The following is a 12,820-nucleotide window of genomic DNA, read 5'->3' as shown; positions in this document are numbered from 1 at the left end:
CTCATGTCCCGCTATGAAACCGTCATCGGGCTGGAAGTACATGCCCAGCTCAAGACGAACACCAAGATTTTCTGCGCCTGTTCCACCAAGTTCGGCAACGATCCCAACGAAAACGTGTGCCCGGTTTGTTCCGGCATGCCCGGTGTCTTGCCGGTGCTCAACGAAAAAGTGGCTGAATATGCATCCAAAATGGGGCTGGCCACCAATTGCACCGTGAATCAGAAGTCTGTTTTCGCTCGCAAGAACTACTTCTATCCCGATCTTCCCAAAGGGTACCAGATTTCGCAGTTCGAGCTGCCCATCTGTGAATTCGGGCATGTTGATATTGAAGTGGACGGCGAGAAGAAGCGGATCGGCCTGACCCGAATCCATATGGAAGAAGACGCAGGCAAGAACATTCACTCCTCTGCCGATAACGCCAGCTTTGTCGACCTGAACCGTACCGGCGTTCCGCTCATCGAGATTGTTTCCGAACCGGATATGCGTTCCGCTGAGGAGGCCGTTGCCTACCTCAAGGAATTGCGTTCCATTCTGCTCTATCTCGGCATCTGCGACGGCAACATGGAAGAGGGCAGCTTCCGCTGTGATGCCAACGTTTCCATCCGTCCCTACGGGCAGGAAGAGTTTGGCACGCGTGCCGAGCTGAAAAACCTCAACTCCTTCCGTCACATTCACAAGGCGATCAATTATGAAGTCGAACGTCAGATCGACCTGATCGAAGATGGTGAAGAGGTTGTGCAGGAAACCCGCCTCTACAATGTAGACAAGGGAACCACGCACTCCATGCGCGGCAAGGAAGAGGCCCACGATTATCGCTACTTCCCGGACCCGGACCTTGTGCCGCTCGTCCTGCAGGAAGAATGGATTGCCCAGTGGCAGTCTGAGCTGCCCGAGCTGCCCAGCGACAAGCGTGAGCGTTTCATGGATGAGTACGAAATGGCTGATTACGACGCCGCTCTGCTCACAAGTGAGTTGGTGGTTGCAGACTATTTCGAGGCTGCCGTGGAAGCGTATTCCGGCGAAATCAAAAAAGTGACCAACTGGGTGGTTGGTGAACTGCTCCCGTTCTGCAACGATACCGAAGTCCAGGCTTGTGATGTTAAGCTTTCGCCTGAAAAACTGGCCGAGCTACTCAAGCTGGTTGATGACGGCACCATCTCCGTGAAAATCGGCAAGGATATCTTCCGTGACTTGTGTGAGTCCGGTGATTCTCCCGCTGATTACGTCAAGGCCAAAGGACTGGTCCAGATGTCGGATACCAGTGAGCTGGAAGCCATGGTTGATCAGGTGCTGGCCGATAATCCTTCTGAAGTCGAAGCCTACAAGGGCGGCAAGACCAAGCTCATGGGATTCTTCATGGGACAGGTCATGCGTCTTTCCAAAGGGCAGGCCAACCCTGGTATCGTGACCAAACTGATACAGGAAAAGCTCTCCTGATAGACGGTGTTTGATGCGCCTTGTCGCGGCTTTTGCGACAGGGCGTACCATGTAGTCGAGGCGGCGAGGCAAATGTAACCAATCAGGAATACAATAGCATGGCATTCCAAGCTCCGACGGAGACAGATAGTGACTGAACATATTCAATATTCTGCTGAAAAAGATGCTCTGATCCTCCTTGACCAACGCTACCTGCCGAACCGTGAAGACTGGTTCGAGTGCAAAACCACGGATGATATCTGTTTCGCGCTGGTGGTCATGGTTGTTCGTGGTGCTCCGGCTATCGGTGTTACTGCCGCTTACGGCTGCTATCTCGCCGGACGCGAAGTGCAGGGCATGGACGGAGATTGGAAAGCCAATCTGGAAAAGAAACTCGACCAGATTCACGATGCACGCCCCACTGCTGTCAATTTGCGTTGGGCTGTTCGCGAAATGCGCCGCATCTGGAAAGAAGCTGGCGATGTGTCCCTCGAAGAACTGCTCTCCATCTGGCTTGAGCGCGCCAAGGTCATCCATGTGGATGATATCAAGATGTGTGAGATGATCGGCAAGTTCGGTGGTGAGTTGATGGATGACGGCGATACCATCATGACGCACTGTAATGCCGGTGCCCTGGCGACTGCCGGATACGGCACGGCTCTGGGTGTTGTTCGCGGTGCCATTGATCAGGGCAAGAAGGTCTCGGTCATTGCCAATGAGACCCGCCCCTTCCTGCAGGGAGCTCGTCTGACCGCCTACGAACTGCACAAGGACGGCATTCCGGTCAAGGTGGCGTGTGATAACGCCTGTGCACTGCTGATGAAGCGCGGCCTGGTGGACAAGGTTGTTGTCGGTGCAGACCGCATCACGGCCAATGGCGATGCAGTGAACAAGATCGGTACATTCGGCGTGGCTGTTTTGGCCGAGCGGTTCGGCATTCCTTTCTATGTTGCAGCTCCTCAGTACACCATCGATATCGAAACCCCCACGGGTGATGATGTCCCCATCGAGGATCGTGACCCGAAAGAAGTGACCCACATCGGTGATCATCGCATCCCACCTGAGGGTGTGGAGGTGTACAACCTCGCCTTTGATCCGACTCCCAATGAACTGATCGCCGGAATCATCACGGAAAAAGGTGTGCTCTATCCCCCGTACACCGAATCGATCAAGAAACTTTTCGAAGAAGAGTAGAGTGACTGTTTTTTTCTGATTTTTAGGGACATGGTGCGTTGCATCATGTCCTTTTTTTTGAAGAAGTGGTCTAGACCGGATTGATAACCAAAATGGAATAATATAGGTTTGCTGGAGTTTTGATCCGATCGTCAAACGTGCGTTTGGCAAACACCAAACTATGAGAGAAGTCTGGAGAGTGTCGTTTTGAAAGTAAAGAGTATCAACACCGTTGTGTCGTTGCTGGTGGCGTTTGTCATTGTGACGACTGTGTGCATCGGCGTTCTGTGGGTGAATAACAGTACCTACAATACTGTGTTTGCCGAACAGAAAGAGGCTATGGACAATGTCGTCAAACAATCCATGGCGGCATTGGAGAGCTATGTCGCTCAAAATGAAAGCACCGTGAACATGCTTGCCACCCAGAAGGTGGTGACATCTGCCCTTCAGTGGAATGATACATATGGCGCGGAAGTGCTTTGCAATAACTTCCTGAGTGCTTCAAAAGGTTTTTGGGCAATCAATGTGTTCGACTCCAGCGGGATGGTGGTGGCTGGATACGATCAGGCAGGAAACAATCTCGCAAATACGGACCAGAGCAACAGCGACTATGTGAAAGCTGTTCTCAGCGGAGAGGTCGAGACCTATATTTCAGATACCATCACCATGGTCGATGATACGGAAAAGACAATGATCTTTGCTGTAGCCCATTCCGTTAAGGATACTGAAGGAAAGGTTATTGGCGGTGTGACTGTGTTTCCTGTGTGGAATGAATTTACCTCAACATTTATTGATCCGTTTCGTGTTGCCAAGAATGGATATGGCTTCATTCTGGATAAGAACGGGCGTATCATTGCCCATGGAGTCAACAGAGATCTGCTGCTCACGGACCTGAGCGACTTGGGATTCGTACAGACCGCCATTTCTAACGCAAACGGCAGTGCCAGTTACGATTGGGAAGGTCGTGACAAGTTCATGCGATTTGGGACTCTGAGTCAAAACGGCTGGACAGTGGTCATGTCTGCCTACGAGACCGACATGGCAGCAGCTGCCCATGAACAGCGGAATGTACTGGCTATTGGCGGCATTGTCGCTGCCATACTTGTCATCGGAATCATGGTGCTGTTCCTGCGCAAGCTGGTTCTTCAGCCCGTGAACGGGATTCTCGAATTTTCGACCAAAGTGGCTCATGGCGATTTGCGTGCAACTCTTGATGGTAAATACCGTTTTGAATTCAATCAATTGGCCGAGCAGATCGACACCATGGTGGATGAGCTCAAGAACAAGCTTGGTTTTTCCGAGGGCGTGCTGAAGAGCATCGCTCTGCCTTGCAGTCTTGTAGGCCCGGATTTCAAAATGCTGTGGGTTAATCAGCAGCTGTGCTCCCTCATGGAACGAAACGGGCAGGTGGACGAGTATGTCGGCATGCCGTCGGGCGAGTTCTTTTACGACGATCCGAGTCGTGAGACTATTTCCGACGAGGCGATCAAGATGCACCAGCAACTGGATCGTGAAATCGACTACACCACCACGAGCGGCAAGGTTCTCAATATCCAGGTGGTAACCACGCCGTTCTACGATATGGATGGTGACATTCTCGGATCATTGACGATCTGGGTTGATGTCACGGAAATACGCAAGCAGCAGAAGCTCATTGAAGAGCAACACAAAAGAATCAACATAGCGGCCAGTGAGGCGGAAGATATCTCCCGCTCCCTGTCCACAGCATCCGAACAGCTTTCCGCGCAGATTGATGAGGCCAACAGTGGAGCCGAGGTACAGCGAAATCGTGTTTCGGAAACCGCAACCGCCATGGAAGAAATGAATTCCACTGTGCTGGAAGTGGCACGAAATGCGAGCCATGCATCCGAAGAGGCAGACCAGGCCCGTGAGCAGGCCAAGAACGGCGAGTCGATCGTCAGCCAGGTCATTACCTCGGTAGGGGATGTTCATTCCCACGCAGAGGAGCTGCGTCGCTCCATGGAAGAGCTTGGCAAGCAGGCTGCCGATATCGGAAATGTCCTTGAAGTCATTACAGATATTGCCGATCAGACCAACCTTCTGGCTTTGAACGCTGCCATTGAAGCGGCTCGGGCCGGTGAGGCAGGACGCGGGTTCGCGGTGGTTGCCGATGAAGTTCGTAAACTTGCAGAGAAGACCATGAGCGCCACGGGCGAGGTCGAGGGTGCCATTGCCCGGATTCAGTCCATGACGAAGAATAATGTCGTGGCTACCGAGAAGGCGGCCCAGGCTGTCTCTCGCAGTACGGATTTGGCGAACGAGTCCGGTCAGGCTCTTGCCGATATCGTTGCTCGCGTGGAAACCGCCTCGGATCAGGTCCGGGCCATTGCCACGGCTTCCGAGCAGCAGTCGGCCACCAGTGAGGAAGTCAACCGCGCCACGGATGAAATCAACAAGATCGCCATGGAGACATCGCACATCATGCGCGAATCAGCCCAGGCCATTCAGGAAGTGGCAACCATGGCGTCACGACTCAATGCCGTTATCGAGGATATGGGCCGTAGTTAGAGATTATAATCGAATGTGTCGGGAACAATAGACTCGACATTTGATTCAAGGTACGCTACTCCCCGCGCTTCCCGTAAAAGGAAGCGCGGGGTTTTTCGAATTTCGAAATCATTACATCTGGAGCCTAATCATGTTGCCTATAGTCGCACTCGTCGGACGCCCCAATGTGGGTAAGTCCACACTTTTCAATCGTCTACTCAGAAAGTCGAGGTCCATCACCCACGACATGCCTGGGGTGACGCGCGATCGGATCTATGGGGAATGCCGCATGGGTGAAGTCCGGTTTGATCTCATCGATACCGGTGGAATGGTTCTGGAATCCGAGGCAACGCCTGAGCTCTCCAAAGATTTTGAGGACGAGATTTTCGAGCAGGCTCAAGAGGCGATCACTGAAGCGCATGCTATTATCTTCGTCGTTGATGGCAAGGAAGGACTGACACCACTGGATCGACAGGCTGCAGAGTATGTGCGCCGCTCAGGTAAGCCCATTTTTATGCTGGTCAACAAGATCGATGGCAGCGAGTTTGAAGCCGAGCTGACAGCTGAATTCCATTCCATGGGGCTGGATTTCATGCCGGTTTCTGCCGCTCACGGGTACAATCTCACTGATGTGCGTAAGCGTGTTCGTAAATTCGTCGTCGGTTTGGATGTTCCCTCAGAAGAAGATGACGGAATTGAACGCGGTCTTAGGTTGACCATGCTCGGTCGTCCCAATGCGGGCAAGTCGTCCATCATCAATGCGGTTATCGGCAAGGATCGGCTCATCGTATCTGATGTGGCTGGAACCACCCGTGACTCCATTGACGTGACCTTTGAGAAGAAAGACAAGCGATACACCTTTGTCGACACGGCTGGTGTTCGCAGGCGCGCCAATATTCAGGACCACCTTGAGAAAATCAGTGTCATCAGAGCGCTGAAGAACGCAAAGCGGTCCGATGTCACAATCCTGACCATTGACATTACCCTTGGCGTTGGGCGTCAGGATAAGCGTCTTATCGAATTTCTCGCCAAGGAGAAGGTGCCGTTTATCGTGGTGGTCAACAAGGCTGACCTCGTGCCCAGGAAGGAAACCAACATGGCGTTGGAAGCTTTCCGCCGCGAACTGCGCATCATTCCGCATGTGCCCATTGTCATGACATCTGCTCACAAGGGCGTCGGGATCGGTAAGCTCCTGCCTTTGGCTGAAGCCATGCGCAAGGAATGCGAAATCCGCATTGGTACCGGCATCCTGAACCGTTCGCTCCAGGCCGTGCTTGAGCGCCAGCAGCCGCCGGTTGTGAAGCGCAGACGTCCGAAGTTCTTTTATGTGACTCAGGCGGATGAAGAGATTCCAACATTCGTCTTTTTCTGCAATGATCACACACTGGTCAAACAGTCATATACGCGTTATCTTGAGAACCAGTTCAGGAAAATGCTGGGCATCAATACAGCCCCGATCAATATCGTGTTCCGCTCCAGTCACGACAAGAAGGAATGGGAAAAGTCGCGAGGAATCTCCGGCATTGGCAAACGTGGCCCGGGCCGCGAACGCATGGGCGGAGCCAAGACTCGTCGCCATGAGACAAAGTACAAGGCGCTCAAGCGCAAACGTCGGAAAGACGCCGAAGCAGAAGACAAAAAGAATAAATAAGGAACAACCTTATTGACAAATATCAGGGGGAAAGGTAGACGTTTTCCCCTCGGAACGACGATTCACATCGCCGTTTCGAAGTGTGGAGAAGTGGCCGAGCTGGCTGAAGGCGCACGCCTGCTAAGCGTGTTATGGGCGTAAAACTCATACGAGGGTTCAAATCCCTCCTTCTCCGCCAGATTTCAAGGGGTTACGTATAAAAACGTAGCCCCTTTTTCTGTGCAAAAAAGAGCCGAAAAACAAAAAGTGTGGAACAAAGTGTGAACATTTTTCCGGGAAACTGAGCCGTCCTGAAATAGGTTGACGGTTTTTGAAGGTTTCAATCAGGCTGTGGGGCTAGCCCCACAGCCTGATTCGTGTACATCGTTTGGCGTTCTCATTCCTAGGCTGAGATGTGGCCGTTGTGAATTGTATATCTCAACGGATTCCCTCACCAGGGTATTGAGCTCTGCAAAGTCGTTGCATTTGGTGACCATGAACTCTTGCTTCAGAATTCCATTCATCCGTTCCGCCAAGGCATTTTGATAGCAGTCATAGCCATCTGTCATGGAAGGAACCATGCCGGATTCCTGGAGTTTTCTCTGGTAGACCGAAGAAGCGTATTGGAGTCCTCGATCTGAATGGTGAATTGTATTCACCCTCCTTCGCTTGTTTTCAACTGCCGCGTCCAGCGCTTTGGTTGTGCTTTCCGCACTGAGATCCCGGCTCACGTTGTATCCCATTATCTTCCGGCTGAATGCATCTGTCACCAGCGACAGATAGCATGTTTGCTCACGTGTATTCACGTAGGTAATGTCGCTTACGAACACCTGCTCAGGACATCTCGGTTGAACATCTTTCAACAAGTTGGGATGCTTTTTTAGCCAATGCTTCGAGTTGGTTGTCTTTGTATAGTTTTTCCGTCGCTTGATGAGCATATGCTCTCGCCGCAGCAGGGAAAACAACCCATCACGTCCGAGCCTGATTCCCTTTGCGGAAAATGCGTCCTTCAACAGGTGGTACAGCTTTCGAGTCCCAAGGCGGGGCATCCTGGTCCGCACGTTCAGGACCATGGCCTTTGCCTCCTGATACATGGCTTCCCGTGCATCATGGCGCTTTTCAGCCTGATACACGGACTGCCGACTGACCCCGAGCTGCCTGCAACAAGCAGACAAGCTTATTTGTCTTTCTCTCTGAAGACTTCGTGCAGCTCGGGGGTAAGCTTTTTTCTTATAGAAGTCCCAAACTCGCGGTCGGAAATCTCAATCATTTTATTGAGAAGCGCGGTCTTGATCTTTTCTTCCTCAAGCTCTTTCTCCAGCCGTTTGATCTTCTGGACCGGTGTTTCTCTGGCTTTTGGGTCTTTTCGGGAATGTACCATGGACTTGCTCCAATCAAGGGTGCCGTGCTTCCTGAGCCACTTCAGCACAGTGCTTCGCCCTTGAATACCATAAAGAGCCTGAGCCTGCTTGTACGTCATCTCGCCCTTTTCCACCTGTGCCACAACCGACAATTTAAAGGCCATCGTGTAATCGCGTTGGGTGCGTCTAACTCGCTGTTTGGATTTGTCTTCCATAAATAGGTCCTCTGGGTGTCAACCTATTTCAGGACGGGACAAACACATTTTGTCGGCCATGAAAAAGGCCCCCGAGGGGGCCTGTCTGGCGGCTATTTGGTTGGTCGCTATTTGACGACCTTGAGGTATTTCGGTTTCCGTGGTCCGTTTTTGGATATTTCTTCCAACTTGTTGGCCACACCCTCGTCCACCCGCATCTTCTCCAGGTAGATCTTGGTTGTTGACGGCCGCTGATGATCAAGCATTTTGCCGATTCTTTCCTCGGGGACTTCGGCCTTGTCGAGCATGTGTGACCCCCAATGCCGCAGGGCATGACCGGTCACGTGTTCGATTTCGATCTTGAGGCGCTTTTCAAGCCGCTTCTTGATGTTTGTGAACAAGTGCTTGATGAGCGATGCGTTGCGCTGATACCGGTTCCCGGACAGTGGGTTGACAAATACGAACGGGCTGTCGGTTTCCCGTTCCCGGAACCGGCGCTTGAGGATCTCGTATACCGTGTCGTTGAGGTGTATCCAGACCGTGGTTATCGTCCCGTCCCGCTTCCCATGCTTGAATCCGGCTTTTCGTTCTGTCAGCTTGACGTTCGTCCATTCCAGCGTCCTGATGCTCCTCCCGCGCTGTATCGTGTTGCACATGATCTCGATGTAGTCCGACTCGTCACCGGGACGGGCCTCGCCACGGTACAACTGCACCGTTTCATACGTCGGCACGGGCCGGGAGTATTCTTCCACGGTGAACGGCTTGATGTCACAGGTAGGGTTGTCGATGTATTGCTTGGTCCGCCTGATCCCGTCTATCAGCCCCCTGGTGATGGCGTGGGTCCACACCGCCCCGATTTCCCTGCAATGCCGGTTGCCTGTCTTGTTCGAACACCCCTCTTGCGCAGAGGCGTGATACATGTACCGCTCGATAAGCGGTGACGGGACGTCGTCAAGCTTCGCATCAATGCCGTCAGGGTGGTGCTGTGCGAGAAATTCCAGGAATCGGGCATAGATTCCGACCTTCCCGCAATACGTCCCTTTTCCCCACCTCGACTTACCCCAGTCAAGGTAATCGTTTGATGCGCCTAAGAAGGTTATGCGGGTCGCCCTCTCCGCTTCCAGGGCCTCCAGCTCCCGCATCTGGAGGATTTCCGTCTCCTTCTCGTTGCCCCATTCTTTGGCTTCCCTTACCGTCTTGAACCCCTGCTTGCTTGCAAGCTTCGTTCGGCCTTCTCGAAGCCAAGCGCGGTACACGATGCCCTTTTTCTTGGTCTTGACCCTTTCCGTGTCCAGTGTGAATCTCGCCATAGTTCACCCCATTCCTCCCGATAATGAACGATTCCACATCTTCCGGGCAGAACAACGCAGACCTCAGCGTCCTTCCGCTCGTTGCAAACGTGTGTGGCCATGTCTGCCACAGGTTGTCCCTGCGGATCATAGCCTTTGTCACCCCCTGCAGGTGGTCCCTCAACAGCGTGTCAATGTCAACCAGCACTCAGCTCCCCCAAACAAAGTTGAAAAACGCCTCCAACTATTAATATCAGCGAGAGCATACCATCCGAAAAAGCCAAATCAACAACTATTTCAACAAGTTGACAGTTCCTGTTTTTTGCATCACGATTTAACACACTAAAAACATTAAAGATATAAAGATATGTGCAAACCACTGCACGCAAAAAAGTTTACGACCCTCAAGCCGGAGGTCGCAAAAAAGGGGGAAGTCGGCGACCCGTTTCCGGGGAGGTTGCGCCGACTTCCATAGAGGAAATGAAGAAGATGACTTAACTATCGCTCCCCGCATATCCTAAAGGCACGTTTTCCGGCCGAGAAAAATGAAGGCGCAGAAAAAAAGGAAGAGGCCCCGGAAGGGGCCTTTGGGTTTGGTTGGCGGGTGGCGGTGGGGGGGCGGTAGCGGTGGCGCTGGGTACGTGGCTGCCGGTCAGATCTCGCCCCTGGCTCTGGCCATCTCGTCTATTTTCTTGTCGATCAGCTCGACCTTACGGTCGCTGATGTCCATGCCGAGCAGCTCCATGGCGACGGCCATGTACCGCATCTGGTCGTCCCTCGTCGCGTCGATCTTGCTGCCGGCGACCTCAGCCATGGCGGCGTATTCAGCGTCGATCTTGTCCTCGTCGAGAGCCGGGACGCAGACACCGAGGTGCCATGTCGCGTCATCCCCGTCACCGACCGCCATCAGTTCGACGGCCCCAGTCGTGAGCGGAGTCACGAAGATCATCGTTCCGGTTTCAATCTGCACGGCGTCGCACAGGGCGACGTTGCCGAGGCCGTCCTTGATCAGCGTTCCGCCGAGGAATGTGCCGATCTGGCCGCACGAGCCGCCGTCGATCGTCAGCGCACGGGGGCCGTTGGAGGCCAGGAACAGGCCCAAGGCCTTAGCGGCTAGGGTGTTGGTTTTGGTGGGCATCTTCTTCATTTTTTCACTTCCTTTTTTTCCGGCTTCCCCGGTCCTGATCGTCGAACCACTCGGAGGTTGATCTTGCCGTCATGCTTGGATTTGATGACGCCGCAAGGTCAAAAGTCAAGACCTAACAGGCTTGAATGTTTGAACAACATACAAAGTTCAGGCGTTGTCAACTATCGCCGGGCGAAAAACGCCTGAACGCCATGGACTTTCCCAGCGGTGGCACGAACGAGATAGTTGTGCCACCGCCTGGTTTATGGGCTATTTGTGGTTCCGAAATGGGGTGAGCCACTCTGCGTCAACCTGCGGCTCGGGGATTGGGCCGACAAACGTATGCCACTTGTCGGGGCAAGTCAGGTCGCACCGCCACAACGGGCGGCCGCAGCCGCCGATCCTGTCGGGATCGTCGTAGTGGGAGATGGCCCTTGGTTCCGGGTCGATGCCATGCTCGAGGAGAAACTGGAGGTAGTCTTCGAGCCTGTTGCGCGGATCCGTGAACCACCACTCGTCCGGAGGCCAGGGGTGGATGTTGGGCAGGTCTGCCTGGGTGAAGAACCTGGTCTGGGGCTTGGCGGTCTTATCGGTCATCGGACACCCCCTGGGCGTCGAGCAGGGAGGCCTGTCCGGCTTTGGGGCAACGCTTGCGCTTTGCAGTGCGGGGGCGGGGGTAGTTTGCCGGGTTGCGGTCGCCGAAGTCCGTGAAGTCAAAATAGCCGGCGTCGTGCAGGACGCGAACGCATCGAACGCCGGCAAAAGGTCGACGAACATTTCCGGCGTAATGTCCAGTTCGATGTCGATGACGCCGTTGGGAGTCTCGACGCAACCGGCCAAGATCATGTTTTCGGAACCGAAGACAACTTCAGCACCGGACAGGAGATTCCCGCCAAATTTTTTGACGAAGATCTTACGCTGGGTGTTTTCGACGCGCTTCACTATTCCGACTTTTAAGAGGGGGTGGAGCAGTTCGGAGGGGTTGATACGTTTGTTTCTGGTCATCATAGACTCCAGAGAGTCTTCCGGCATGAAAATAGTTTCCGCTGACAATGAAGTTTGTCAGCCGCATTGCCAGTATGGCAGTGCGTTACCGGGTCTTCCGACGCTTACATATGTATTTCTTCTATAAGCACTCCAAATAATGCAGATTTTTGTCACTTCCAGATTTCCGGCTGTTCGGCAATCTCGGTCACGACGGCCAATGTCTCTCACAAATCTAAGGCAATGTCAAAAACTTTTTTGTCCAACCTTTATATATTCATTATTAAAGGACTGATGGCAACGCATTTTTTCAATCCGAAAAGTCCAACAAAAACGGTGGTTGCATCAGTCGATCTTGTCGAGATCGCGCTCGAACATCGGAGACCGGACCATGCATGACACCAGGATCCGAACGCTGACGACCATGCATGTCCCAAGCATGACCGGGACGGCATCCCCATCGTTGACGGAAGTGATGGCCGTCTCCGCCGCAAGGAATACCGCCGCCACCCCGGCTAGGGACACCAGGACCGGGAGCCGCAGGTTGCAGTCCCAATGCCCCATGACGGCCCACAAGTAGAGCGGGGTGGTCAGCATGGCCGTCCAGACGGCGTACCAGATCGACCCGCCGGGGCCGACAAGGAACCGGATCACTAACACGGCCACAAGGCCGACGAAGACGGCAACCCATGTAGCGAGATCAAGCCGTGCGATCCCCATGCTATCCCTCCTCTCCATCATCGTAGGTGTCAAGCGGCAGAATGTCCGCCAAAGACACCCGGAGCGTGTTCTCGCCGCTGACGACGCTGGCAATGCCGAGGACGGCCATATCTGCCGCTTCCGACCGGCTGACACCCCACCTTTTTGCCAATCCACTGAGATCCGCTCTGGTCAGATCAGAAAGCAAAAATGTGACCGACGCAATGTCGCCACGTTCGACCCGTTCTATGAACGAATCGTCATCGTACACAACCCTTACGCACGTCGCCAGGGCCGTCGGGAGTGCGATCCCGTTCCGGTTCCATATTTCCAGGATCTCCCTGGCCTCTAGGCACATAGTCAGGTTGATGCGCTTCCACCCCTTGCCGCTGTCGGCCAACTTGACCTTCTTGACTTTCTCCATGTCAGTATCTTCTTCT

At 53.5% G+C, this 12,820-nt stretch carries 11 protein-coding genes and 1 tRNA gene; 5 read left to right on the top strand and 7 right to left on the bottom strand.

All coding sequences use genetic code 11. From position 1 onward, the window contains the following. Positions 1–3: 3 nt before the first annotated feature. The 5 genes from gatB (at position 4) to DPRO_RS03580 (ending at position 6,926) form a co-directional block, all read left to right on the top strand. Positions 4–1,437 (top strand): Asp-tRNA(Asn)/Glu-tRNA(Gln) amidotransferase subunit GatB, encoded by a 1,434-nt coding sequence (gene gatB, locus DPRO_RS03600; RefSeq protein WP_097010828.1) that lies wholly within the window; start codon positions 4–6, stop codon positions 1,435–1,437. A 129-nt stretch (positions 1,438–1,566) separates the two neighbouring features. Further along, positions 1,567–2,610: an S-methyl-5-thioribose-1-phosphate isomerase gene (mtnA, locus tag DPRO_RS03595; RefSeq protein ID WP_097010827.1), complete on the top strand. Its 1,044-nt coding sequence runs from the start codon at positions 1,567–1,569 to the stop codon at positions 2,608–2,610. A gap of 186 nt (positions 2,611–2,796) precedes the next feature. Next, positions 2,797–5,118 carry a methyl-accepting chemotaxis protein gene (locus tag DPRO_RS03590; RefSeq protein WP_097010826.1) on the top strand — a complete coding sequence of 774 codons (2,322 nt, stop codon included), beginning with the start codon at positions 2,797–2,799 and terminating at the stop codon, positions 5,116–5,118. Positions 5,119–5,248: 130 nt separating this feature from the next. Further along, a complete protein-coding gene (gene der / locus DPRO_RS03585) occupies positions 5,249–6,748 on the top strand; it encodes a ribosome biogenesis GTPase Der (RefSeq protein WP_097010825.1) in 1,500 nt (499 codons plus the stop codon). An 84-nt stretch (positions 6,749–6,832) separates the two neighbouring features. Next, positions 6,833–6,926: transfer RNA gene (locus DPRO_RS03580), tRNA-Ser, on the top strand. A gap of 145 nt (positions 6,927–7,071) precedes the next feature. Here the strand turns inward: DPRO_RS03580 and DPRO_RS03575 are convergent. From DPRO_RS03575 to DPRO_RS03550, 7 genes are all read right to left on the bottom strand, one after another. Next, a protein-coding gene (locus tag DPRO_RS03575) for an IS3 family transposase (RefSeq protein ID WP_097010824.1) occupies positions 7,072–8,303 on the bottom strand; the annotation gives its coding sequence in 2 pieces (ribosomal slippage) (positions 7,072–7,949 and positions 7,949–8,303; 1,233 coding nt in all). Between the two features lie 107 nt (positions 8,304–8,410). Continuing rightward, entirely contained in the window at positions 8,411–9,592 is a 1,182-nt protein-coding gene (locus tag DPRO_RS03570) for a tyrosine-type recombinase/integrase (RefSeq protein WP_097010823.1), read from the bottom strand. Positions 9,593–10,223: 631 nt separating this feature from the next. Further along, positions 10,224–10,718, bottom strand: a complete 495-nt coding sequence (locus DPRO_RS03565) for a hypothetical protein (RefSeq protein ID WP_097010822.1) — start codon at positions 10,716–10,718, stop codon at positions 10,224–10,226. Positions 10,719–10,967: 249 nt separating this feature from the next. Beyond that, positions 10,968–11,294 (bottom strand): hypothetical protein, encoded by a 327-nt coding sequence (locus tag DPRO_RS19940; protein ID WP_157917366.1) that lies wholly within the window; start codon positions 11,292–11,294, stop codon positions 10,968–10,970. After that, complete coding sequence (locus DPRO_RS19935) at positions 11,284–11,529, bottom strand: hypothetical protein (protein WP_157917365.1); 246 nt, start codon at positions 11,527–11,529, stop codon at positions 11,284–11,286. Before DPRO_RS19935 ends, DPRO_RS19940 begins: the two co-directional genes overlap by 11 nt. Positions 11,530–12,026: 497 nt before the next feature. Beyond that, on the bottom strand, positions 12,027–12,401 hold the full coding sequence (locus DPRO_RS03555) for a hypothetical protein (RefSeq protein WP_097010820.1): 375 nt from the start codon (positions 12,399–12,401) through the stop codon (positions 12,027–12,029). A 1-nt stretch (position 12,402) separates the two neighbouring features. Then, a complete protein-coding gene (locus tag DPRO_RS03550) occupies positions 12,403–12,804 on the bottom strand; it encodes a hypothetical protein (RefSeq protein WP_097010819.1) in 402 nt (133 codons plus the stop codon). Between the last annotated feature and the right edge of the window lie 16 nt (positions 12,805–12,820).

Origin of the sequence: Pseudodesulfovibrio profundus, assembly GCF_900217235.1 — a bacterium.
GTDB classification, from domain to species: domain Bacteria; phylum Desulfobacterota; class Desulfovibrionia; order Desulfovibrionales; family Desulfovibrionaceae; genus Pseudodesulfovibrio; species Pseudodesulfovibrio profundus.
The sequence above is the reverse complement of the archived record's forward strand: the minus strand, read 5'-3'. Positions and strand labels throughout refer to the sequence as shown.

Coding starts and splice junctions, on each gene's coding strand:
- gatB (WP_097010828.1), top strand. CDS start 4: ATGTCCCGCTATGAAACCGTCATCGGGCTGGAAGTACATGCCCAGCTC.
- der (WP_097010825.1), top strand. CDS start 5,249: ATGTTGCCTATAGTCGCACTCGTCGGACGCCCCAATGTGGGTAAGTCC.
- DPRO_RS03570 (WP_097010823.1), bottom strand. CDS start 9,592: ATGGCGAGATTCACACTGGACACGGAAAGGGTCAAGACCAAGAAAAAG.
- DPRO_RS03565 (WP_097010822.1), bottom strand. CDS start 10,718: ATGAAGAAGATGCCCACCAAAACCAACACCCTAGCCGCTAAGGCCTTG.
- DPRO_RS19940 (WP_157917366.1), bottom strand. CDS start 11,294: ATGACCGATAAGACCGCCAAGCCCCAGACCAGGTTCTTCACCCAGGCA.
- DPRO_RS03555 (WP_097010820.1), bottom strand. CDS start 12,401: ATGGGGATCGCACGGCTTGATCTCGCTACATGGGTTGCCGTCTTCGTC.
- DPRO_RS03550 (WP_097010819.1), bottom strand. CDS start 12,804: ATGGAGAAAGTCAAGAAGGTCAAGTTGGCCGACAGCGGCAAGGGGTGG.